Annotated in this window: 23 protein-coding genes; 10 read left to right on the top strand and 13 right to left on the bottom strand. The window is 38.4% G+C overall.

Annotated features, from left to right (window positions below; genetic code table 11):
* Positions 1-76: 76 nt before the first annotated feature.
* A complete protein-coding gene (gene rpsU, locus IT6_RS08295; protein WP_134439625.1) occupies positions 77-262 on the top strand; it encodes a 30S ribosomal protein S21 in 186 nt (61 codons plus the stop codon).
* 59 nt (positions 263-321) lie between these two features.
* Here rpsU and IT6_RS08290 read toward each other — a convergent pair whose 3' ends face one another.
* Genes IT6_RS08290 through IT6_RS08275 form a run of 4 tightly spaced genes read right to left on the bottom strand, consistent with a single transcriptional unit; the run spans position 322 to position 3597 of the window.
* Positions 322-1251 (bottom strand): OmpA/MotB family protein, encoded by a 930-nt coding sequence (locus IT6_RS08290; protein WP_206826024.1) that lies wholly within the window; start codon positions 1249-1251, stop codon positions 322-324.
* A 57-nt stretch (positions 1252-1308) separates the two neighbouring features.
* A complete protein-coding gene (locus IT6_RS08285) occupies positions 1309-2427 on the bottom strand; it encodes a S1C family serine protease (protein ID WP_134439623.1) in 1119 nt (372 codons plus the stop codon).
* Entirely contained in the window at positions 2405-2932 is a 528-nt protein-coding gene (locus IT6_RS08280; protein ID WP_206826023.1) for a hypothetical protein, read from the bottom strand. Before IT6_RS08280 ends, IT6_RS08285 begins: the two co-directional genes overlap by 23 nt.
* A 50-nt stretch (positions 2933-2982) precedes the next feature.
* A complete protein-coding gene (locus tag IT6_RS08275) occupies positions 2983-3597 on the bottom strand; it encodes an RNA polymerase sigma factor (protein WP_134439621.1) in 615 nt (204 codons plus the stop codon).
* Positions 3598-3766: 169 nt separating this feature from the next.
* Here IT6_RS08275 and IT6_RS08270 point away from each other — a divergent pair, with 169 nt between their 5' ends.
* A complete protein-coding gene (locus IT6_RS08270; protein WP_206826022.1) occupies positions 3767-4795 on the top strand; it encodes a tetratricopeptide repeat protein in 1029 nt (342 codons plus the stop codon).
* Here the strand turns inward: IT6_RS08270 and lpxB are convergent.
* Genes lpxB through IT6_RS08255 form a run of 3 tightly spaced genes read right to left on the bottom strand, consistent with a single transcriptional unit; the run spans position 4785 to position 7756 of the window.
* The gene (gene lpxB, locus IT6_RS08265; RefSeq protein ID WP_206826020.1) at positions 4785-5969 is read right to left on the bottom strand and encodes a lipid-A-disaccharide synthase; all 1185 of its coding nucleotides are present in this window, start codon (positions 5967-5969) and stop codon (positions 4785-4787) included. The genes IT6_RS08270 and lpxB overlap by 11 nt on opposite strands.
* Before the next feature lie 5 nt (positions 5970-5974).
* Positions 5975-6901: a Gfo/Idh/MocA family protein gene (locus tag IT6_RS08260; RefSeq protein ID WP_134439618.1), complete on the bottom strand. Its 927-nt coding sequence runs from the start codon at positions 6899-6901 to the stop codon at positions 5975-5977.
* A 12-nt stretch (positions 6902-6913) separates the two neighbouring features.
* Positions 6914-7756: an LpxI family protein gene (locus IT6_RS08255; protein ID WP_134439617.1), complete on the bottom strand. Its 843-nt coding sequence runs from the start codon at positions 7754-7756 to the stop codon at positions 6914-6916.
* A gap of 177 nt (positions 7757-7933) precedes the next feature.
* Between IT6_RS08255 and nusA the strand changes: the two genes are divergently transcribed.
* The 5 genes from nusA to IT6_RS08230 all read left to right on the top strand — a co-directional run bounded on the left by nusA (position 7934) and on the right by IT6_RS08230 (position 13581).
* Positions 7934-9190, top strand: coding sequence for a transcription termination factor NusA (gene nusA / locus IT6_RS08250; RefSeq protein ID WP_242524176.1), 1257 nt, complete (start codon positions 7934-7936; stop codon positions 9188-9190).
* A gap of 34 nt (positions 9191-9224) precedes the next feature.
* Complete coding sequence (gene infB, locus IT6_RS08245; protein WP_206826016.1) at positions 9225-11312, top strand: translation initiation factor IF-2; 2088 nt, start codon at positions 9225-9227, stop codon at positions 11310-11312.
* Positions 11313-11345: 33 nt separating this feature from the next.
* Positions 11346-11696 carry a 30S ribosome-binding factor RbfA gene (gene rbfA, locus IT6_RS08240; protein WP_134439614.1) on the top strand — a complete coding sequence of 117 codons (351 nt, stop codon included), beginning with the start codon at positions 11346-11348 and terminating at the stop codon, positions 11694-11696.
* Between the two features lie 89 nt (positions 11697-11785).
* A complete protein-coding gene (locus IT6_RS08235; RefSeq protein ID WP_166792828.1) occupies positions 11786-12703 on the top strand; it encodes an ABC transporter permease in 918 nt (305 codons plus the stop codon).
* 35 nt (positions 12704-12738) lie between these two features.
* Complete coding sequence (locus IT6_RS08230; RefSeq protein WP_242524175.1) at positions 12739-13581, top strand: ABC transporter permease; 843 nt, start codon at positions 12739-12741, stop codon at positions 13579-13581.
* Here the strand turns inward: IT6_RS08230 and galE are convergent.
* The 3 genes from galE to coaE form a co-directional block, all read right to left on the bottom strand.
* Positions 13578-14543, bottom strand: a complete 966-nt coding sequence (gene galE / locus IT6_RS08225) for a UDP-glucose 4-epimerase GalE (RefSeq protein ID WP_206826014.1) — start codon at positions 14541-14543, stop codon at positions 13578-13580. The two genes, IT6_RS08230 and galE, sit on opposite strands and share 4 nt — an antisense overlap.
* Before the next feature lie 109 nt (positions 14544-14652).
* A complete protein-coding gene (gene rho, locus IT6_RS08220; protein ID WP_134439611.1) occupies positions 14653-16107 on the bottom strand; it encodes a transcription termination factor Rho in 1455 nt (484 codons plus the stop codon).
* A 134-nt stretch (positions 16108-16241) separates the two neighbouring features.
* Complete coding sequence (gene coaE, locus IT6_RS08215; RefSeq protein ID WP_242524173.1) at positions 16242-16802, bottom strand: dephospho-CoA kinase; 561 nt, start codon at positions 16800-16802, stop codon at positions 16242-16244.
* 218 nt (positions 16803-17020) lie between these two features.
* Between coaE and hpnC the strand changes: the two genes are divergently transcribed.
* Positions 17021-17929 (top strand): squalene synthase HpnC, encoded by a 909-nt coding sequence (hpnC, locus tag IT6_RS08210; RefSeq protein WP_134439610.1) that lies wholly within the window; start codon positions 17021-17023, stop codon positions 17927-17929.
* On the opposite strand, the gene IT6_RS08205 is transcribed toward hpnC, so the two are convergent.
* On the bottom strand, positions 17926-18714 hold the full coding sequence (locus tag IT6_RS08205; protein WP_206826005.1) for a histidinol-phosphatase HisJ family protein: 789 nt from the start codon (positions 18712-18714) through the stop codon (positions 17926-17928). The genes hpnC and IT6_RS08205 overlap by 4 nt on opposite strands.
* 5 nt (positions 18715-18719) lie before the next feature.
* On the bottom strand, positions 18720-19193 hold the full coding sequence (locus IT6_RS08200) for a DUF192 domain-containing protein (RefSeq protein ID WP_134439608.1): 474 nt from the start codon (positions 19191-19193) through the stop codon (positions 18720-18722).
* Positions 19194-19827: 634 nt separating this feature from the next.
* Here IT6_RS08200 and IT6_RS08195 point away from each other — a divergent pair.
* A complete protein-coding gene (locus tag IT6_RS08195; protein ID WP_134439607.1) occupies positions 19828-20124 on the top strand; it encodes a hypothetical protein in 297 nt (98 codons plus the stop codon).
* Here IT6_RS08195 and IT6_RS08190 read toward each other — a convergent pair whose 3' ends face one another.
* Positions 20125-20760 carry a superoxide dismutase gene (locus IT6_RS08190; RefSeq protein WP_134439606.1) on the bottom strand — a complete coding sequence of 212 codons (636 nt, stop codon included), beginning with the start codon at positions 20758-20760 and terminating at the stop codon, positions 20125-20127.
* A 197-nt stretch (positions 20761-20957) separates the two neighbouring features.
* On the opposite strand from IT6_RS08190, the gene IT6_RS08185 reads away from it, so the two are divergent.
* Complete coding sequence (locus IT6_RS08185) at positions 20958-23408, top strand: FtsK/SpoIIIE family DNA translocase (protein ID WP_206826004.1); 2451 nt, start codon at positions 20958-20960, stop codon at positions 23406-23408.
* The last annotated feature ends 23 nt before the right edge of the window (positions 23409-23431 follow it).

Genomic DNA, 23431 nt, shown 5'->3' with positions numbered 1-23431 from the left:
GATGGCTTTGTTCAATATAACGAATGTTGAAAATGTTTATTTATGACGATAAGTTATGGATTACTGAAAGGAACATATGACAGAAGTTAAAGTAAAGAAGGGAGAATCCATTGATAAAGCTTTACGGCGATTAAAAAGAAAACTCGATCGCGAAGGAACGCTTAGAGAAGCAAGGCTAAGAAAAGCATTTGAAAAACCTTGCAATCGGAGAAGAAGGAAAGCAAAAGAAGCCCGACTGAAATTGTATTCTTCCTTTTATTGATTTTATCCTTTGAAACTTTTTGATTGAGAAAGCGTTATTTCCTTTAATCTCTTTATAAATTATTCTCCACTACCCTGAAGTTTGGCTGGATTTTCTTTTTCTAAAGAAGTGGGCTTGACTGTGGCTTTAAAATCTGAATGTCTTATTTCAGGGTAAATAATAATTTCTACCCTTCTATTTTTTTCTTTCCCCTCCGGAACATTGTTATCCGCTATGGGTTTGGTTTCACCCCCAGCAGCAAGCGAAAAAATATCTTCGGGAAGTTGACTTAATTGGATAAGTGTTCTAATCACTGCGGCGGATCGAATGGCTGATATTTCCCAGTTCGTAGGATAAAAATTCTGGACTTCTAGGGCAGGTGGATCATTATCCGTATATGAACAAACTTCGATTCGCAAGTCTTTTGAATGATCCAAGAAAGGTTTGATATCGGTTATCAATTTTTTAAGAAGAGTTCTACCTATATTGCTAATTTTAACACCCCCATAACCAAAGAGTATACTTTTATTGAATCGCACGATTATACTTTTCGGCTGTTCTATAATAAAAGACTCTCCCTGCTGAATTTGTTCTGCAAAAGTCATTTTTAATTTCTGAGCGATTTCGTTTATAATTGAAAAGTTTTCTTTAGCAGAAACCGCCTCTTCCTCTCCTTTTTTTGATTCAACAGCTTTAAGAGACTGGGTTGTTTTCTCAAGAAGCTCTTCCTGGCTCCTTAATAAACTACCCGTTTGAGCCAGCTCGGCTTGAAGTTGATCGACGACGGCTCTTTGCTTGTTATTTTCTTGTTTTAAAAGCTCATCTTCCTCCTTAAGCACTCTTACGGTCTTTTCTAAAGAAATATATTGACCATAAAAATATATGGCAGTTGCACCCAAAAAAACACTTAAAGATACCCAGAAAAAAACCGCGCCAATCCCTCCTGCTGGAAATACCGATTGTTTTTTCCTCTGTACTTTAACTGAAACAATTGATGGTTTTTGATCCATTTCTTAAAAATACCCCTTTAAACAAAATCAACAAGTATAGAAAAAATTCTAACCAAATCAATGAGAACTCGTTGTTTTTTCAATAGGAGAGGATAAAGGAGCTGTGCTTACAGGCAGAGTATTTGTCCATGTTTTTTTCAACTCCTCTGGACTGTTTGGTAATATGGTGGAACCTGAAGGGGTATCAATTGGTCTTTCTCCAACTAAAAATTCGAAAAGCAAAGGCTTGCCATCCCTAATCACCCTTACGGGAATTCTTTGACCCACGGAAACGAAAAACGATGCATCCATCACATCCGACAGGTTCTCTATTTTCTTACCATTAATCGAAACGACCACATCTCCTTCACGTAAACCACTTCCTGTAACAGGTGTATTGGGGAAAAGTCGAGCCACAACCACCTTACCCTCTGTATCTTCTCTGCCCAGTTTCGTGACGGCTACTCCGACCCACCCATATCTCACCTTTCCAAAATGATTGATATCATCAACGACCTTCTTAATCGCATTGCTTGGAAGGGCATAACTCCATTCCTCATCTTTTACACTTAGAGAAATCATTCCAATAACCAGACCTTTTGAATTAATGAGTGGGCCTCCAATCTGACCAGGATTAATTCTTGTGTTGACCCTCAAATGAGTGGTTGGGAAAAAATGGTTCAAATATTCACATTCTTTGCCTACAATCAAGCCAAAAGAAGGAGAGGAGGGAAGATTATAAGGAAAACCGATACCCACAATTGGCGTACCCGTAGAAATATCAATATTTTTAGCCAGTTTAAGATAGGGGAAAGGTTTTTGCCCATCCATTAACTGAAGAACAGCTACTCCACTGCGTTCATCAACACCTAGCGTTCTGGCCAAATGCCATTGGTTTTGATAATCCACATAGAAAAGAGCATCGCTGGCCTGACCACCACCGCCAGAAGCCGTAATCAATGTCCCTTGAGAATCTATGAAAAATCCTGAACAATAAATCTTTGCTCCCCCTCTTTTCTCGACACGGACACGAACCACCGCCGATTTGTTATTTTCAAAAATCCTATTGACTTCTTTTCCAATTGTATCGAAAAGGCTCTCAGAACCTAAAACAACCGGAACCCTTAATGTTAAAAAGAAAAAAAAAAGCAAAGATAACTTAAAGGACAAAATCTTAAAAAGCCACCATCGCTTCATAGTGAGTAAGGCTGTCATGAATAAATGATTGAGGATCCTGAGAATCGGATAAACCCGGGGAAAGTTTAGTCGATTCAACTTCTAAGGACTGTTTTGGAGGCACTAAAGACGGAGAAGAAGGAGAAAGAGTTTGTGAAGGTTGTTTAGGTTCCTCACTCCTATGAGTAGTTAGCAAATATTTTGTACTTAGAGAAGAAGAGAGATTGGAAGATCGATTTGAAAACCCTATATCCATGATAGTTAAAAAACTAACAAAAAGAAAAATTCCTGCAAAAACTACTCGAAACACGACCATTCTTTCGGAATCAAATAACCCTTGCATTTTCTCAAAAACTATTTCTAAAAAGGTCTTGTTTTTAATCATCTCTACTCTGAGTCGACGATGAAGGCTTTTATGCAGATGTTCGAAATAATCAGCTGAAACATATTTTTCCACATTCTGTTCCAAATGTTCTTTTATTCTTTTTTTTAGCAGTTCCATCTCCACACTGTCCTGACTTTTCATCTCCATATCAAGGCCTCCAATATTATTACTATTCTCCTTGTCTCTTTGTTTTAAGTTATAAAGTTATTATCTTTTTTCAAAATCTTTTGTAGTTGTTTATGGGCATAAAACAACCTAGAGCGAATAGTTCCTTCTGAACAACCCATAATTTTTGCAATTTCTGAATGACTTAGTTCCTCAAGATCAAACAGAACAACTACGGCCCTATGCTTTTCAGAAAGCTTGGATAAAGCGTCATTTAAAATTTTACCCAACTCTTTTATTTCCATTTGCCTTACAGCTTGTTCTCCAGAGCGATAATCAACAAACTCTTTTTCTAACTGTCCTTCTTCGTCATCGGGAAAATAAGGAAAGGGTTGGGGTGAAAATTTCGTTTTCCTTTTAAAACTAATAGCCGTATTTATCGCTATCCGATAAATCCATGTGTAAAAAGAAGCACCTATACGAAAACTACCGATATTTTTATATGCCTTGAGAAAAGTCTCCATTAAGACATCACTGGTATCTTCATGGTGGAGCAAAACTCCATAAATAACTCTGTACAATCTTTTTTGATATCGCTCGACTAAAACATCAAAAGCTTCTAATTCTCCAGATTTCATCCTCAGGATAAGCTCCTGATCAGTAGGCGAGCGTGCTCCGACTTCAGGGATGGCTTTTTCCATTATCTCAATATTGGGTAAGTTTTTTATAGATTAAAATAGACAACATATAGAAATCAAGTCATAATTTTTCTTCAAGCTTAAGAAAAAAAGGATTATAAGGATAAAAATACTGAAAAAAGAAAAGATACTTGCCTTTTTTTCGTTTTATCCATAAAATTCGGCCCAATTCATGTCTGCAGTTAAGCAATCTTCCAAAGAAAGGAATTCCAAGCATCTATCACCTCCCATATATGCTTGGGCGGTTAGGCTTGTTATCATAGTTGTTTTTATTCAGGTCTTTTCTCTTCTATCCATATTTTGGTTAAGACATTATGTTTTCGATCATGTTTCCAAAAAAGATCGGCTAGCCTCTAACCGATCTTTCCAATTACCTACATTTCTTTCTCCCAAACCGCCTGATTTACCTGCAATCCACTATAAAGAACTCAAAAAAGATTTTTCTAATTTAGTCAAAGAAAGCAAAGAGGAAAAACTCGATGCTTTTATTAAAGATGCTGAACGTTTTGAAAAAGAAGGGGATCTTAATCTTGCTCATGATGCACTTAACAGTGCCGAAGAAGTAGATCCTAAAAATTTTGAGGTACTTATGAGACAAGCTCAACTTGCTGAACGTCAAAAAGACAGCGAAAGAGCTTATATCTATTGGAGCAAGATTGCTAATCTGGACAAAAAATCAGATTTGTTATATAAAACAGCTCATCAAAAGATTTCAGCTCTAAAAAACCAGACTAAAAAAGATCCTTTAGCCCCATCCCTTATTCCTTCTTCTCTTAAAGGTAGCTATGGTATAGGCAAAACGTTAAGCCTAGAAAAAATTCGAGTGGAGAAGAGTAATTTATCCAATTCTCCATGGGGTCAAGAAGTTACGCTACGGATACCTATTCTTTTGACTGATCCTTCCATACGGATAGATCCCAAACAGATCCGTTATCAAATTTATATCTATGATGAGATAGACAAGGGCATAATTCTTCAATCAAATGCAAAGATCACCAGCGCTTTTGAAAATCCCCTTCCTACATGGACCATTCATCAAACAGAGATTCTACGCATAAATTATAAACTGGAACGACCTGTTCAAAACCAGAAGTTTTATGGTTACATCATCCGTATTTTCTATTGCGGACAGCTACAAGATCAAATTGCAGATCCACCCGAACTCCTTACCCGGTTACCAGGTTTGATTCCTAAGATGTAACGGGTTGTTTTTCTTCTTTTTTCTCTTCTTTAGACAATGCTAAAATCAATTTTGCCGCTTTCTGGCTAGCACCCGCTGGTCCCAGTTTTTTAACAATTTCCTCCATTTTGTTCTTCATTGCGATCCTCAGTTCTTCGTCATGAATTAACTTTATCGCTAAAGAACTAATTTGATCCGGTTGGGCTTCCTCCTGGATGCATTCAGGCACAACCTGTTCTGAGGCCAAGACATTGACAATGCTGAGATAAGGAACTTTGACAAGCCTTTTGCCAACCTGATAGGTCAAAGGGTTGGTCTTATAAATGACTATCTGAGGAATTCCGAACAAAGCACACTCCAGAGATATTGAACCAGAGGCTAATATAGCCAACCTGCACCGAGAGATGTGAGAAAGAGGATAGCCAATATGTATCCTCAACCATTCTGGCAAGGTTTTCAGTCCTAACAAAGACAAACCCAACTTAACAAGCTCTTCATTAGGGGCAATCCATACAAATTCATAATCTTTGCCTTGCATCACCATTTTCCAAGCTGATTTATAAAGTATTGGCAAATGCCTGATGATTTCTGCCTTCCTACTGCCCGGAAGCAAGGCAATCTTATAAGAACCCGAAGAGGATACAGGCAATCTGTTGGGAAGGAGTCGATCCATTAGCGGATGGCCAACCCATTCAACATGAAGCCGAGGAACCCGTTTTTCATACCATGGTTTCTCAAAAGGAAAGATAACTAACATCAGATCGATAAATGTATCGAATTTCTCAGCTCTTTGGCTATTCCACGCCCAAACCTGGGGGCTAATATAATACACAATTTTGGTTGCAGGTAATTCTTTTCGAATTTTAGATGCAAGTCTCAAATTGAACCCTGGATAATCGATTAAGATGAGGAAGTCAGGTTTTTCTACGATCGCACAATGGATAAGATCTTTAAAAATTTTTCTGATCTCTCCTAAATGTTTGAAGACTTCTACAAGTCCTACAACGGCTAACTGAGAAAGATCGTAAAGTTGAATTTGCCCAGCAGCAGCCATTCGAGGTCCACCTAATCCCATAAATATTGCATCAGGACAAAACTTGCGAAGAGCTTCTATCAATAATGCTCCATAAATGTCTCCGCTCGTTTCTCCTGCGACAAGCAGGAATTTGGTTTTGGATTGCCTAAACTGGGTCATTTTTCCTATTTGCTAATAGCCAAGTGGACCAACTCGGTAATGTGCATGGCAAGCTTCAAAGCTTCAACCGCTTCGCTTCCTCCTACAAGTGGGCTGTTCCTGGAGTTGATGCAATCAATAAAAGATTTTAGCTCAAAAAATAGAGGTTCTCCTTTTTGAATAGGTATAGGGCAACATTCGATCTGACTATCCTTTTTTCTATAAATTTCCCCTTTTTGGTCGAGATAATTTAAAGAAATATAAGCATCATCTTGAAAAATTCGAATCTTACGCATTTTCTCTGGGCTGATGCGACTGGTCGTTACATTGGCTATAGCTCCATTTTTAAATTTGATTCTTGCATTGGCAATGTCTTCAGTAGGGCTTAAAACAGAAACGCCAACCGCATCAACAGATTGTATCTCTGAACGCACTAAATGGAGAATAGCTTCTAAATCATGAATCATCAGATCCAGTATCACTCCCAACTCTGTATTTCGTCCCGGATAGGGGCAAAGCCGGTGGCATTCGATGAAGCGGGGGCAGCTTAAGTATTCTTCAAGAGCCCTAAATGCGGGATTGTATCGCTCAACATGGCCCACCTGTAAAACGACCTTTTTGTCCTTTGCTTTTGCTACAAGAACCTTTGCCTCTTCCAGACTCGCTGTTATTGGCTTTTCGATCAAAACATGAACACCTGACTCCAAGCATCGTAGACCAATTTCAAAATGAGTAGCTGTTGGGGTAGCGATTGAAACGGCATCTACTTCTTTTAATAAATCTTCTAAAGAGTCGAAAGCTTTTCCTCCTATTTTTTTAGACAAAGCATCTGCAGCAGTTTTTTCGATATCATAACAACCTACGTAATTTATATCTTCCATTTGTGCATACAGCCGAGCATGATGCTTTCCTATATGACCTATACCTATAACTCCAACTTTTAATGGGTTCATTGCTAAACATTCCTATGGAAATCCAACAAGGCTTATCTTTTCCAAATTAGCCATCTCAATTACTTTTTGTTTTTCCAAAACAAGTGTCTTTAAAGATTCACAAACAATGATTCCAATTCCATTTCTTGAAGCGGTTTCAATTGTTTTTAAGCCTATCACAGGGACATCAAACCTGAAATCCTGATCGGGTTTGCTGACTTTTACAAGCATAGCCCCTCCTTTAGCCAACTCTCCACCCCTTTTCATCGTTTCATCTGTTCCCTCAAAAGCTTCAACGGAAAGTACTGTTCCATTTTTAACTACGACAGATTGACCAATATCAAGTCGGGCTATTTCTTTAGCCATTTTAAAACCAAATTCAACATCCCCCCAAATTCTCTTTTTAATTGGTGGTCCTCCAAAATGCCCAGAAGGGACAAGTTGATCTTCCAGAAATGTTGTTGCCTTTAAAAGTAAAACCCCATTTTTTTCAAGTTCCCCAGCGACAGCTCCAAAGAGGGTATGAGCGTTTCTTTCCTTGAGTTTTGCTATTAGAAGAATAGTTTTAATATCAGGTCTTAACTCAAAAAGATGAGAAGGAGCGATCCCTCCTGCCATTATCGCTTTTTTCACCTCATTTTTTTTGAAAAAATGAAGCATTCTTGATAGCTGTCCAACCCGAATCCACTCTACCGAGGCTGACAAGGACTCCATCTTGGGATCTGTTTCAGAAATAAAACAAACTGAAAAAATTTTTTCTATCCCCGCTTTTTTTGCTCCTTCGGCAACCAAAAGAGGATAAACCCCTCGGCCAGCTATAATACCAAGAGGATAATCCAGATCAAAAAGAGGTTTTTTTTGAATGTTATCAATCACAATATATATTTTTAAACACAAAATATATTTTTATAGAAAGAGAAAGAAGAAAGAAAATCAAATCTTGACCACAGAAAACGATAAGTCTACATTATCATACCACTGTTTTTATTGATATGTAAAAGTGGAAACTCAAGAAGGTTTCCACTTTTTTCTTTAAAAATTAAGGAGAAAGCCATGAATCAGGAAGTCCTAGCCATCATGGAATACATGGAAAAGGAAAAAGGGATCAACAGGCAGGTTTTTATTGAAGCGATGCAGTCGGCTTTGCTTGCAGCAGCAAAAAAAAGCATCGGCCCTGCCAGAGATCTTAGGGTAGAGATTCATCCCAAAACAGGACGGATTAATGTTCGGGCGAAACTTGAAGTGGTAGAAAAAGTCAAGAATAGTCATGATCAAATTTCCATCAAAAAAGCGAGGGAAATCGATCCCAATGTAAATGTTGGCGACTTTATCGAAGTAGAAGTTACTCCCAAGGATTTTGGACGCATTGCAGCTCAAGTCTTTAAGCAAACGATTAATCAGGCTTTAAAAGGTATTGAAAGAAAAATGGTCTTATCCGAATTCAAAGACCGCATCAACACTATTGTCAGTGGGACAATACGAAGGATAGAAAGATCCGATATCATTATCGATTTAGGAAGATATGAGGGGATAATGCCTTTTAAAGAAAGAGTACCTACCGAAGAATATGTTGTAGGAGAAAGGATAAAAGCTTATGTCCTGTCAGTCGAAGACACACCTCATGGGCCGACGATTATCCTTTCCCGTAGCCATCCCAATTTTATACTCCGTCTGCTTGAACTAGAGGTAAGTGAAGTTGCTGACAAGATCGTTGAAGTAAAAGCTATTGCCAGGGAACCTGGATTCCGTACAAAAATAGCTGTTTGGACTAACAATCCTAAAATTGATCCTGTGGGTTCATGTGTTGGTGTGCGTGGAGCACGGGTCAAGAACATTGTTAGAGAACTTCATAGCGAAAAAATTGATCTGTTTAAGTGGTCTCCAAATGTTGAAGAACTCACCATCGAGGCTCTCAAACCCGCAAGAGTCAAAAAGGTTGAATTGGATCGAGAAAATCATCGTGTAAAGGTAACCGTCGATGAAGAAAATTATTCCATAGCTCTTGGTAAGAAAGGAAAAAATACATGGCTTGCTTCCAAAATTGTGGGCTGGGATATCGATGTCGTCAAAGAGCCTTCTTCGGTAGTGGATAACTTTAGCCAAAAGATTGCGAAAGCTGCAGAAGAAATGGCCTCTTCTTTAGCTATAGATCAAAGTGTAGCTGAGCAGATTGTTCGGGCTGGGTTCATAAATCCTGAAGCCGTAGCGGAAAGCGAGGAAGAAGATCTTATGTCCGCTCTTCCTGAACTTGATCCTCAATTAATTCATCGTCTAAAGGAAGCAGCTCATCTTGTAGGAAAAACAAATTGAAATCAGAATATAAAGCGCGTTTAATTTATTGTGCATGAATTCAAAAAAACTTTCTCCATCAACTGAACTTAAAACTTTCAATAACAATTCTTCAAACAGGCTTTCTTTAGATAAGTCAAAAAAAGCCTCTAAAGAGGTGGATTTTTCGCTTTCTTCTCAAGAAAAAAAAACGAAATCGGTTGCGGTTCTTGATGAAATTAAAGATAAAGCTAAAAAAGAAGAAAAAAAGGAGACCTCCCTTCCCCATCCTTCTTCAATAGAACAAACAACTAAAAAAGAGTCAAAAACCGCAGTGACGATAGAAAAACCTTCTGCTGCCTCTAACAAGGAGGCCCTAGAAAAAACAATTTTTATAAAAGGCCCTGTCACCGTTAAAGAATTAGCTTCTTTAATCGGAATCAAACCCTTTCAGCTTATCCATCATTTGATGGAAATGAATATTTTTGCTTCCATGACTCAATTGCTTGACGAAGCGGTAATTCACAATGTCTGCAATAAACTTGGCGTAATCATCCAAACAGAAAAAAAAGAAAGGCATCCCCAGTCAATTTTATCAGCCCCTCCAAAACTAAAGGTTAAACCTCCTCCTCCTGTTCAACCTTTATCCAAGATAAAACCTCGAGCCCCTGTGGTGACTTTCATGGGGCATGTGGATCATGGAAAAACTTCCTTGCTTGATGCGATAAGACAAACTCGAGTTGCTGCAGGTGAAGCGGGAGGTATTACTCAACACATTGGAGCTTATACCATTAACAAAGAAGGCCGACCTGTTACATTTATTGACACTCCAGGGCATGAAGCTTTTACAGCCATGCGCGCACGCGGAGCTTCCATTACGGACATCGTTGTCCTTGTTGTTGCTGCTGATGATGGGGTTATGCCTCAGACCCTTGAAGCAATAAATCATGCTCGAAGTGCTAAAGTCCCCATCATTGTCGCTATTAACAAAATAGATCTTCCGGGTGCCAACCCTTTGAAAGTGAAATCACAACTTCAAGAAATCGGCCTTGTTCCAGAGGAATATGGTGGTGATACTATATTTTGTGAGGTATCCGCCGTTAAAAATATAGGCATTGATAACCTTCTAGACATGATTTTACTTCAAGGTGAAATCCTCGAGTTGAAAGCTGATTATGAAGGGGAGGCTAAGGCTAGAGTTATCGAGTCTCAAATTGAAAAAGGAAGAGGCCCTACGGCTACGGTTATTGTTCAGTCTGGACGGTTGAAAGTTGGAGACCTCGTTCTCTGCGGTCCTTACTATGGAAAAGTTCGCGCTCTCATCGATGATCGAGGAAAAAACATTAAGGAAGCTTTTCCTTCAATGCCTGTAAAAATTTTAGGCCTTAATGGGGCACCTTTACCTGGAGAAGAATTGGTTGTTGAAAAAGACGAAAAGAAGGTCAAGGAGATTGTTCAAGAAAGAATGGAGTCCCTTAAAAAGGCCCGAGAAGAATCCCTAGTTCCCAAGGTCACCCTGGAAAACATTTTTCAAGCCATTGAAGAAGGCCAAAAAAAAACCTTAAATATTGTACTCAAAGCTGATGTCCAAGGTTCTTTAGAAGCTTTAACCGATCAACTGAAAAAAATTACAAGCCAAAAAGTGGATTTAGATATCATCCATGCTGGAGTAGGTTCAATCTCTGAATCTGACATTCTTCTTGCTAAGGCTTCCAAAGGGATCGTCATAGGATTTAATACAAAAACAGACTCGGCAGCTGCTTCATTAGCTAAAAGAGAGGGAGTTCAAATCAAGCTATTCAGTATAATTTATGAACTTGTTGATCAAGTTAAAGAAGCTATGTCTGGGCTTCTTGAGCCAGAGTTGCGTGAGTCCATTATCGGAACAGCAATCATAAAAAAGGTTTTTGACTTGTCCAAGTATAAAGTGGCTGGATGCATGGTTCAATCAGGAAGAATGGTCCGAGGAGGACTTGCCCGCATTTTGCGGGGTAAACAGCCTATTTATGATGGAGAGATTCTTTCACTTAAACGATTTCAAGATGAAGTATCTGAAGTGAGAATGGGTTTTGAGTGTGGAATCCGGCTTGGGAATTTCAATGATTATGAAATTGATGACATCATCCAATGTTATCAATTGGAGAAGATTGCTCAAAGTTTATAACATTTTTAATCATCTTTTTTTCTGATTAATGCCATGACTTCGAGGGCGATCAGAGTGTCAGAGGTTATCCGTAGGGAACTTTCTTTCTGCTTTCAACGTGAAGTAGAACTCGAAGGACTGGTTTTAACCATATCTTCAGTAGAAACCACTGCTGATCTGAAGGAAGCTTCGATATTTATCAGCATCTTCGATGCCTCAATTTCCGATGAAAATTTATTAGATATCCTGAACAGGCATCGAAATGAATGGCAAAAATGGATAGGTAAAAGGCTACAAAGCAAATTTACCCCTCGATTAACCTTTAAAATCGATGACTCACTTTATCGAGGAGATAAAGTACTGAGAATTATAGAAGAACTTGACAAAGAGAACCAACAAAAATAATGACTGTAAAAAGAGATAATTGATTGGATCGATAAACAATGTTCAAACAACTCGATCTTTGATTCATAAAAAGTCATTATGCTCAATCCATGTGGACTTACCTCATAAGGAGAATTCTGTCTTCTCTTTTTATATTAATAGGAGTTGTTACTCTTACCTTTTTCCTCGTTAGACTTTCCCCTGGGAATCCTTTTAGTTCTGAAAGAAATATCCCGCCGAATATTTTAAGAGAACTAGAGGCACGTTATAAACTCAATGGAACGCTGCTGGAACAATACGAGAATTATCTTTCTAGTCTACTTCATGGAGATTTAATGCTCTCTACTCGATATCGTAACCGATCAGTTAACGAAATTATCGCTCAAACATTACCTGTATCAATAATGCTGGGAGGATGCGCTTTTGTTCTATCTCTTGTTTTCGGTATCGTCAGTGGTTCTCTTAGTGCTTTTTTCTGGAACCGTCCCTTAGATAAAATCACCCAGGCCATTACTCTTGCTGGAATTTCTATTCCCAATTTCGTAATAGCCCCTTTTTCCGTATTGATTTTTGCCATATTTCTAAAGCTTTTTCCTCCTGCGGGATGGGGTTCTCTTAATACAATCATTCTTCCCACTTTATGTCTTGGGATACCTTATGGATGCGTTGTATCCCGGCTAACCCGCAGCTCTATGCTTGAAGTTCTTCATTCCGACTACATACGCACAGCTAAAGCAAAGGGATTAAACGAGTCGGCCATTGTTTTTGTTCATGCCTTGAAAGCTGCAGCTGCCCCTATAATTGCCTATTGCGGTCCATTAGCCGCTAATCTCATGACGGGATCCATCGTTATTGAACAAATTTTCGGTATTAGCGGAATGGGTTCTTTTTTTGTAGATGGGGTTCTTAACCGAGATGTTTTCCTCGTAAGCGGAGTTACATTGGTGTACTCTGTTTTACTTATTACTTTTAATCTAGTTGCTGACATTCTATGTCTTCTTTTCGACAAAAGAATAGTTTTAAAATAAGAAAAAGAAATGGAAGATTTCCGCTCAAATCGTTCTTGATCTTTTTTTTTCTTGTCCTTTTGGCTATAATAGGACCTTGGTTATACCCTGAATCCCTTTCCCAGATTACCAACGAAACTCTTCATCCTCCAAGCCTTCGCCATATATTTGGAACAGATATCCACGGACGGGATCTATTCATAAGGATCTTATTTGGAGCCAGGATCTCTTTTACTGTTGGATTAAGTGGCTCACTGATCAGTCTTTTCCTGGGTGTTTCCTATGGAGCAATAGCAGCTTATGCAGGAGGCAAAATTGAAAGGCTTATGATGCAAATCGTTGACCTTCTATATTCTTTACCCGTACTGGTATTTGTCATCGTTCTGATAGCTTTATTTGAAAAACCCCTGCGTACTTTTCTTTATCAAGCTCACTTTAATTATCTTCTGCCCTATTCTCGAATTATACTGCTCTTAGTTGGGTTAGGGCTTGTGGAATGGCTAACGATGGCCAGGGTCGTCAGAAGCCGAGTATTAGTCTTAAAAGAATCTTTATTTGTCCAGGCTTCCAAGGTTCTAGGACAAAACAGCTTAAATATCCTTCTCAAACATATTTTACCTAACTTAGCAGGACTAGTTGTTGTTTATTTAACCTTGACCATCCCCACAGTCATTTTGGAAGAATCATTCTTAAGTTTTCTTGGATTAGGCGTAGAACCTCCTTCCTCTAGCCTTGGGAGTTTATTGTCAGATGGAGCAAACGCTATAAATCCGGTTAAAATCTCCTGGTGGCTTCTTTTTTTTCCGGGTTTATATCTAAGCTTAACCCTTTGGTCATTAAATGTTTTTGGTGAATGGTTAAGAGACACCTTAGATCCTAAAACAAGGGAACTTTCTTAGCCATAGCCTTGAGGATGGGATTTGTGCCATAACCAAGCACTATGGATGATCGAACTCATATCGTTTTTCGGCTTCCAGCCAAAAGTTTTGAAGGCTTTGCTAAAATCGGCTACAAGAATAGGCGGATCTCCGGCTCGACGGGAAGTAAAAACCGCAGGAATGGGTCTAGAAGTAATATTTCTCGATAACTCTATAATTTGAAGAACCGAATAGCCCTTCGCATTTCCCAGATTATAAACCCCTTCAAATGGAATTTCTAATGCCTTGATATGGGCTTCAACCAAATCCACGACATGGATATAATCTCGTACAGCTGTTCCATCATCTGTGGGATAATCATGACCATAAATCTCTATCTTTGGTTCAAGACCAAGAGCAACTTGTAAGATCCTAGGAATCAAATGAGTCTCCATTCTGTGGTGCTCACCATGACTTCCGGTTGCTCCTGCAGCATTAAAATATCTAAAAATGACCGGTCTAATTCCATGAATTTTCCGGTACCATTCAAGCATCTTTTCAAAGAGGAGCTTAGATTCTCCGTAGGGATTTTCGGGTCGGACCGAAACATTTTCATCAATTGGAATTTTGTTCACAGAACCATAAACTGAGCAGGTAGAAGAAAAAACGATTCTTTTAACTCCAAATTTTACGAGAGCATCTAAAAGATTTATCCCATAGGCCACATTATTCTGAAAATAAAGAGAGGGGAACTTCATCGACTCCGAAACAAGAGCTTTCGCAGCAAAATGAATAACAGCCTGCGGTTTTTCCGCAGCAAAAACCGAAAAAAGAAGATCCCGATCAGCGATATCTCCTTTAACAAATAAAGCTTTTGGATCAACGGCCTGAATATGACCTTCAGATAAATTATCGAAGACAACGACTTGATATCCTTTATTTATGAGGATTTCAACACAAATGCTTCCAATATAACCGGCCCCACCTGTAACCAATATCTTCAATGAAAACTCCGATAGAATGAAACAAAGTCTTAATCGGAAATAGTCCCTACAAAAGAATAGGGCAAGCTACACAGCTTCTATTGTAAGAAGAACATTTCAAAAAATCCACCTATTCTTTCAAATTCATTGAAAGAAGAAACTCAACATTGTTTTTTGTTTTCTTTAACCTTTCGAGTAAAAGTTCCATGGCTTCAATAGGAGGAATCGAAGATAATGCCCGTCGAAGCACATGAATGCGAATAAGCTCGTCAGGATGATAGAGTAGTTCTTCTCTTCTTGTTCCCGATTTTGGTATATTAATTGCTGGATATATTCGCTTATCCACAAGTGCCCGATCAAGATGCAACTCCATGTTGCCCGTTCCTTTGAACTCCTCAAAGATGACATCATCCATTTTCGAGCCTGTATCAATCAAAGCTGTGGCAATGATCGTCACACTTCCCCCTTCTTCGAGATTCCTGGCTGTGGCGAAAAACCTTCTTGGCTTTTGAAGTGCATTAGCGTCCACACCCCCAGTCAAGATTTTCCCACTATGAGGTTGTAAGGTATTGTAGGCTCGTGCAAGTCTAGTTAAAGAATCCAACAATATAACCACATCTATCTTGTTTTCAGCCATCCTCTTTGCTCTTTCTATAACCATTTCGGCGACCTGAACATGCCTTTCAGGAGTTTCATCAAAGGTCGAACTAATCACTTCTCCTTTGACCGATCTTTCCATGTCAGTGACTTCTTCTGGTCGCTCATCCACAAGCAGCACAATCAGGTGGGCATCAGGATGATTTTCGGTAATCGCATTAGCAATTTTTTGAATCAAAACCGTTTTGCCTGTTCTGGGAGGAGCAACGATTAAACCCCTTTGACCAAAACCAATAGGGGTTATCAGATCCATCACCCGCATAGAAAGATCTCCCGTTTTCCCCTCCAGGAAAATTCTCCGATTAGGGAAAATCGGTGTCAAATTATCGAAAATAATTCTTCCTCGAATTTTCTCAGGTTCCTCGTTCTCTATTTTTTCAACTTGGAGGAGGGAGAAATACCTTTCCTTTTCTTTAGGTGGGCGGATTGGTCCAGAAACTAGGTTTCCTTTCTTAAGACCAAATTTTCTTATTAATGCCGGAGACACATAGACATCTTCCTGGCAAGGGAAATAATTATAAGCCTCTGATCTCAGAAAACCATATCCTTCAGGCAATATTTCTAAAACGCCACCCCCGTAAATCGCGCCATTTTTTTGGGCATTTCTACGTAAGATTTCAAAAATCACTTCATGTTTCCTCATTAGCCCAGGGTTTTCAATTTGATATTCTGCAGCTTTTACTTGAAGATCAGAAAAAGATAATTGTTGGAGTTTGCTTAAATCCAAGGCAGGTCCCATAGCCATGGGTTCGTCCACTCCATTGTTTTTGGACTGTGTTATCCCTTCTTGGACAGATTTTCTCATTTCCATATTTTCTTCTTTTTGTTCATGTTCAGGATATTCACTGATATTCTTTGCTCCTTCATTCTCAGATTTCATTGAAGATGGCAAATCATTACCCGGATCAAAAGTTTCTTGCGATTTCATCGCAACTCCCTCTAAATGATTTTTTTTTGGTGATCTCATTTTTAAATTATGGAAATTACACTAAATAAAACAACTTAAAGGTTCATATCCTCGATTAAATTGGTTTTAAGTTTCCCTCAACTCTGAAAATCAAATCATTTCCCTAAAAAGGATGAGCCCGTTTTATCAGACTGTAGCTTATTCAAAAAAATATGACCCTGGTCATAAAGTAATTGAATGGATCCGTCATTCCAAAAAACAAAATCACTTAACTCCATTTTTTTTTCTAAAGACCACTGACTTTCTATTCTGTTCTTTATTTCTTGAAAACTTAGTCCCCTATCTAAAAGTCTTTTGTACTGCACCGATGGAGAACAGCCAATACATAGAATCTTATCAAAATCCTTTTCGAGCTTTTCTTCGAATAAAAGAGGTATAACAACTATTATTTGTTTTTCAGGATCTTTATCTTTAATTTCTGACGCTTTTTTCTTCCACTGTTGGCGTATCGATGGATGAGTTATTTTGTTTAATCTATCCAATAATTCAGGATTCTGAAAAACTAGCTGACCTAATAATCTACGATTTATTGTATTATCTTTATTTAAGATTTCTTTTCCAAACTCGTCAACTACTTTTTTCCAATTTTCTTTTCCCGGTTGAAGGAGTTCTTGGCTAATCATATCCGTATCAATAATCTCAAATCCTTCTTTCATAAAAAAACAAGACAAAGTTGTTTTCCCGCACCCTATTCCTCCAGTTAGACCAAAATAGTTCATAGACCACAATATGAAATCCATTTTACGATTATTGCTTTTTATTCAAATATAAAATTAAGGACTTGTGAGAAGAAAGTCTTGTCGTTAAATCAAAAAAAATCAAAAAATGGTATTAACCGTGTAATTTATTTTTAAAAAAACAATCGGATCTTTTTATGAATATTGAGGAAGCTTACCTATACTGCAAGAAGATCGCTTCCCATTATGAAAATTTTCCTGTGGGTTTGCTTGTTGGAAAAGATCTTGCACCCCATGTTCATGCCATATATGCCTTTTCTCGGATAGCCGATGATTACGCCGACGAAGGCTATCTTTTAAAAGGAAATGAAATAGAAAATGAACAAAAAAGAAAAGAAAGACTCGATAAACTCAATCGATGGCAGTCTCATCTTCTGGATACAAAATGTAACCATAAAAATCCTGTCTTTCTAGCTCTTCATGATACGATTCAAAAATTCGATCTTCCTATTAAACTTTTCACAGACCTGCTGGATGCTTTTCGACAGGATGTCTTAAAAAATAGATACGAAAATTTTGAAGAAGTACTCGATTACTGCAAAAAAAGTGCAAATCCCATTGGAAGGTTAGTTCTCTATCTCCATCACCAAACTGCTGAATTTCAGTTTTTCTGTTCTGACTGTATCTGTACTGCCCTTCAACTTGCCAATTTTTGGCAAGACATTTCCATAGATCTGGGGAAAAATAGGATTTATCTACCTAGGCAGGAAATGGAACAATTCAAAGTTTCCGAAGCTGATCTTTTCAAAAGAAACTTCAACTCTAATTTTAAAGAGCTGCTTTCTTTTCAAGTTCAAAGAACATCTAATCTCTTTGAAAAGGGAAAAGCTTTGATTAATACGCTGCCTTTTCCTCTGAAACTAGAGATTGCCTTAACCTGGCATGGAGGCAAAAGGATATTGGATAAAATAGAGAAGGTAGGATACAACACCCTAAAGTTTAGACCCAAACTACACTATACAGATTTTTTTCTTCTGCTTATCAAAGCATTAAGAACTATTTCTGAGAAAAGCCAGAGGGATAAGACTCTTTATATAAAAGCTTAACCTTTCATCCCATTGAGAGGCATTGCTTGCCTAGAATGTCCTCTAAAAACAACCACCTCTTCAATTCCAAGCTTGATTAGAAGATCTGTAATTTGGGTAAACCCTTTGCCTACTTCTGCCCAGGAATGAGCATCAGAGCCTATAGAAAAAGGAATTTTGAGTTCAACCGCTTTAAAAAGAATTTCTTCAGATGGATACTGCTCTTTTACAGGTTTGCGCAATCCAGCAACATTAATCTCTAAGCATAAATTTTTTTCCTTTATCTTTTCTAAAACCGGTAGAAAGAAATCTAAGATTTTACCGGCAGGTTTATAATTAAATATTTTAATGAGATCTAAGTGGGCCACGGAATCAATAAAGCCTTCGTCAATTAAACTGCATAAATTTTCCACATAATCTCGATAAATCTCTTCAATAGATCTTTTTGAAAACCCTGCTTCGTAACCAACCCTATCGAAAGGCCAATCCCCAATAAAATGAACAGATCCAAGAACAAAATCCAGATTTTCCCAATTTTCCCTTACCCAAGCCAACCCCGATTTACCTGTAAGCGGATCGTTATCTCTTTCTATACCTATGCCAATATTTAAACCTGGATATTTCTGTTTCCATTCTCTAAAGAGGCTAAAATCGACGCCTTCTCTATATCTATCGTGATCAGTAAAGCAGAAATAGCCAATTTCTTTTTGGATACAAGCTTCAGCCCATGGATCAAGCAATTGATGGGTATAGGGCTGCAGTTTGTGCCCTTGAGGATGCATATGATAATCGGCAAATATTTTCATAAAGCTTAGTTACTGGTTAATAAATTAAGAAGTTTATCCCAAGATATATCCAAGGGATTAAGTTGATCTCCAGCAGTAATCTTGTGTCTTTGAAACCATCCTTCATTGACTTCTAATGCGAACTTGACCGATGAAGAACGACTAGGCAGTGGAGTTAAATCAAAAGGTTTCATAGAATAAATTTCAAGGATCATACCCGTTTTGTCCATGAAAGCAATGGATAAAGGTATGCGGGTATTTTTCATCCAAAAAACAGCTTTTTGTTCGTAAGGTAACACAAAAAGCATGCCCCTATCCTCTGGTAATTTTTCTCTATACATTAAACCCCGTCTCAGATCTTCACTTTTCCAGACCACCTCAGCCAAAAGGCGCTGGTAGGGCAGTTTACCTACTAATGTAACTGTCCTAACAGATTCTTCACCTTTAATCAACCAAGGGAAAAAAAATATAAATATGATCAACAAAAAAAATTTATTCACTCCACTTCCTCTTTTTTTATCCAAAATAGGTACTCCAACAACAGCTTGTTGCCGAGTTGAAATTAAAACCTTTGCAAAGTCACATACTGAACTACTCCATGGCTAAAGCAACGGGGAATCCAAGCGGGCTAACGTTTTTCTTCTCTAGGGCTCTTGCTTGTGCTCATATCTCTCCAGAGCCTTGCTAAAAAGGGGCTATCTCTCTTTGAGAAATGGTCGGTTCCAACTTTTAAAGGGTCAACCCCTCTTGCCGGTTGCTTCTCCTTCGACAATCAGAAATCAACTCCGCACTTGGTTAAGCCTCCCCAACCTTAGCTATGCCTAGAAAAATATTTTCACATCACCCAGCTATAAATAACCCTGAACAATTCCGCTACACTCAAACGGAATTGGCCAAGAGCTGAGCCGTTGAGAAAAAAGCTCCTTTTCTTATCTTCCCCTCTTTCATGGTCGAATGAGCTCTAGCAAGTGTTTCTAGGAGTTAATATCTATCCCTCTCTCTTCTCTACCCATCCAGCAACCCTTTCCCTTGCGGAAAACCCCATTCACCAACATCCCCGTTCTTTTTTCAACCTCATCTATTATATTTTTATATTTTTTTTGAAAACAGATTTTTAATCAAAACATTAAAGAAATGGCTAAAATCCTTACCTTTATTCTTACTGTGTCAAAAGAAGACACAAAGTTTCAGCAATTTCTAGAAAAGCTTTATTTTTATCAAGACAAAGGATATCAAATCTATGTTTTCTGCCTCGATGAAGGGGTTAAGGAAATAGACTCCTTGACTTCACTTTTCAAAGGAATTGCTGTTTTTGGCTGTGCTTATGCCACTCAAGCCAGAAGCCTACCCATCATCGAAAAGGCGACTTATGGAGGGCTTGGGCTTCTGGCTGATTTAATTGTTGAGAGTGATATAATAATAGCTTTTTAACTAGGGACAGAAAGAAAGATTTTTATTCAAAGCTTGAGAGTAAAATTCCTCTACCGCAGTCCAATTAACCACGTTCCAGAAAGCTTTCAGCCACTCTCCTCTTCGAAATTGATATTTTAAATAATAGGCATGTTCCCAAACATCACAGCCCAAAAAGGGCTGATGTCCATCAGAAAGAGGATTATCTTGATTGGGTGTAGAAAGAATCTCAAGCTTTCCTTCTTTGTTAACCACTAGCCAAACCCAACCGCTTCCAAAACGAGCTAGACCCGCAGCTTCAAATTTTTCTTGAAAAGACTCAAAACTTCCAAAATGAGAAAGGATATCCTCGTAGAGTTTACCCTGTGGTTTGCCTCCAGCTTTTGGAGCCATTATTTTCCAGAAAAAAGAATGATTAACATGGCCCCCACCGTTGTTTCGGACTGCTGTCCTTATAGACTCAGGAAGAGTATGGAGAGAAACAAGCAAGTCTTCAGGCCTTTTTTGCTGAAGGTCTGGATAATTTGCTAAAGCTTTGTTTAAGTTCTGCACATAAGCTTTATGATGGCCATTATAATGACAATCCATTGTCAATGTATTGATATAAGGTTCGAGTGCATCAAAAGGATAAGGTAACGGGGGTATTTGATAAGCCATTATCGACCTCCTTTTTAAAATTGAAGAATTTTGCCCACTCTCTTATAAGTAGAATAATATGATGGGATTGAGTCTTTCTATTAAAAAAACAACACCTTCGACAAGAATAAAATGATTTCTTTTTTTTAATTATTTTTTTGATATTGTAAAAATGAGCACATTCAAATGATTTTATTTTTGATCTCGAAATTTAGAATATGTTTACAGTCCGCCGTTCACTATTCTTCGAACTCTTAAGCATCATCTTCTTTGGTTTGTCCATTTTGCTCATTCTAAGCCTTTCTTCTTTCCATGCTACCGATGTTGCTTTTAACCAATGGCCACCCAAAACTGTTACCTCAAATGCTGTAGGTCCTCTTGGAGCTTACTGCGCTTTTTTTCTTTTTACTCTTTTTGGTTTTGGAGCCTATTGCGTCCCTATCCTTTTGATTACTGCAGGAATGGCTGTAAGTCTCCACGCCCGAGTACGTTGGTGGAAAAAACTTCCCTTGAGTGTTCTTCTTCTTATATCTTTGGCTGCTCTATTAGAACTCCAACCATCCCTAATAAAAATGACCGAGCATAATCCAGAAGTTTTTACTCCTGGAGGTCTCATCGGTGATATTCTTGATCGGTACTTCTTGGTTCGATTTTTGGGTAAAACAGGCAGTTTTTATTTGCTCATCACCTTCCTCATTCTTTTTTTTGTTCTTTTATATGAAACTGAACCTATTAGGAGTTTAATCAGATTTGCCTTGTATGTTAAAACCAAATGGGAAGCTTATCATGAAAAACTTTTGCAACAAAAAGGCCTTTCTGGAAAGCTAGAGATCGCACATAAGAAACTCACAAAAGAAGAAAAGGAAATTCAAAAAGCTTTAAAAAAACAGCCAATAAATCCTTTGCGCCCGGAAGAGGTTTGCAACACAAAAAAGGATTTATTCTCCTTAACTAATCTTAAGGGTACTGGAAATGCCCTAGCTTCTATAAAAAAACCATCTCTTCTAGAAAAACTTCACTTGCTAAATAATAGAAAAAAAGAAAAAGAAGAACAAAAACCATTGGTCGATACACCTTCTAAAAATCCTGAAAACCTCTCAACTGAGAAAACTCCTCCTCTCCAACCTAATCCAGAAGAGTTATCTACTCCTCTCCCCATAAACTCTTCTTTGAAAGAGAGTTTAAAATCTGAAAAAAAACCACCTGTTTTTTATTCTTCTGAATATACAGCTCCTCCTCTTGATCTTCTGCCCAAAAATCCATTTCTAGACAGGGTTATTGTACCTGAGGCTGATTTGCGCAATCAGGCAAAGCTGCTCATAGAAACCTTATCCAGTTTTGGTATAGAAGTCAGTCCCGGTTCAATCACTTATGGACCAACGATCACGCGTTTCGAACTTTATCCAGCGCCTGGTATTAGAGTAGATCGAATAAAGAACCTTCAAAGAGACATAGCTCGAGCCATGCGTGCTGAAAGAGTAAACATTTTGGCCCCTATTCCTGGCAAAGATAGCGTTGGGGTTGAACTGCCCAACGCAAAGAAAATTCCAGTTTATCTGCGAGATATAATGGAAAATTCTACTTGGATTAATACAAAAGCAAAGATTCCTCTTGCTTTGGGAAAAGACGTTTATGGGGAGCCTCTTATTACTGACCTTTTTGAAATGCCTCACCTTCTTATTGCAGGAGCAACAGGCTCTGGAAAATCTGTTTGTATTAATGCAATGCTCCTTAGCTTGCTCTACAAATTTGGTCCTTCAGAGTTGAAGATTATTTTGGTGGATCCCAAACAAGTCGAGCTCCAAGCCTATAATGGAATAGCTCATCTGATTGTTCCGGTAATCGTAGATCCTAAAAAAGTTATCAATGGGCTTAAGTGGGTGGTTCAAGAAATGGAAAGGCGTTACAGTTTACTTGCAGAAGCAGGTAGCCGCAATATCATAGCATACAATGCAAAGTTAGAGCTGCTCTCTATGGAAAGAGAAGACAAGAAAGAAATTAAGGAAAAACTGCCATGGATTGTCGTCGTTATCGACGAACTTGCTGATTTGATGCAGACTACTCCTGCTGAAGTGGAAGTGGCCATAGCTAGGCTGTCTGCAAAAGCTAGGGCCGCAGGGATTCATCTGATAGTCGCCACTCAAACTCCACGCAGGGAAGTGATTACAGGGGTAATTAAAGCCAATATCCCTTCCCGAATTGCTTTTCAGGTAGCCAGTTCTCTTGATTCTCGGGTGATTCTTGACGAAAACGGTGCAGAGAATCTTGTAGGTAAAGGAGATTTTCTGTTTCTTCCTCCCGCTACTTCCAAAGTATTACGCGGTCAAGGAGCTTACGTATCTGAAGAGGAAGTTTACAAAGTGGTCAATTACATTAAAAAAGAGTATCCTCCAGCTGTCATGCCCCAAGTCCAAGATGCTATCGAAAATGAAGACCAACAGATAAAGCTTTCCGAAAGCGATCGAGAACTGGTTCAGAAATGTCTAGAAATCATTTGGCAAGAAAAAAGGGCTAGCACCTCCCTCCTTCAAAGAAGACTTAGGTTGGGATATAATAGAGCTGCTTGGATAATGGACCTTCTTGAAGAAAAGGGTATTGTGGGTCCTGAAAATGGTGCTAAGCCACGAGAAATACTTGCTGATCTTAATGGACCTATTCCCCATATTTAATGAGGAGGAGCAAAAATTATGGA

It is taken from the genome of Methylacidiphilum caldifontis (assembly GCF_017310505.1).
Lineage (GTDB): Bacteria > Verrucomicrobiota > Verrucomicrobiia > Methylacidiphilales > Methylacidiphilaceae > Methylacidiphilum > Methylacidiphilum caldifontis.
Note: the sequence above shows the minus strand (reverse complement) of the source record. Positions and strands in the feature narration are given on the sequence as shown.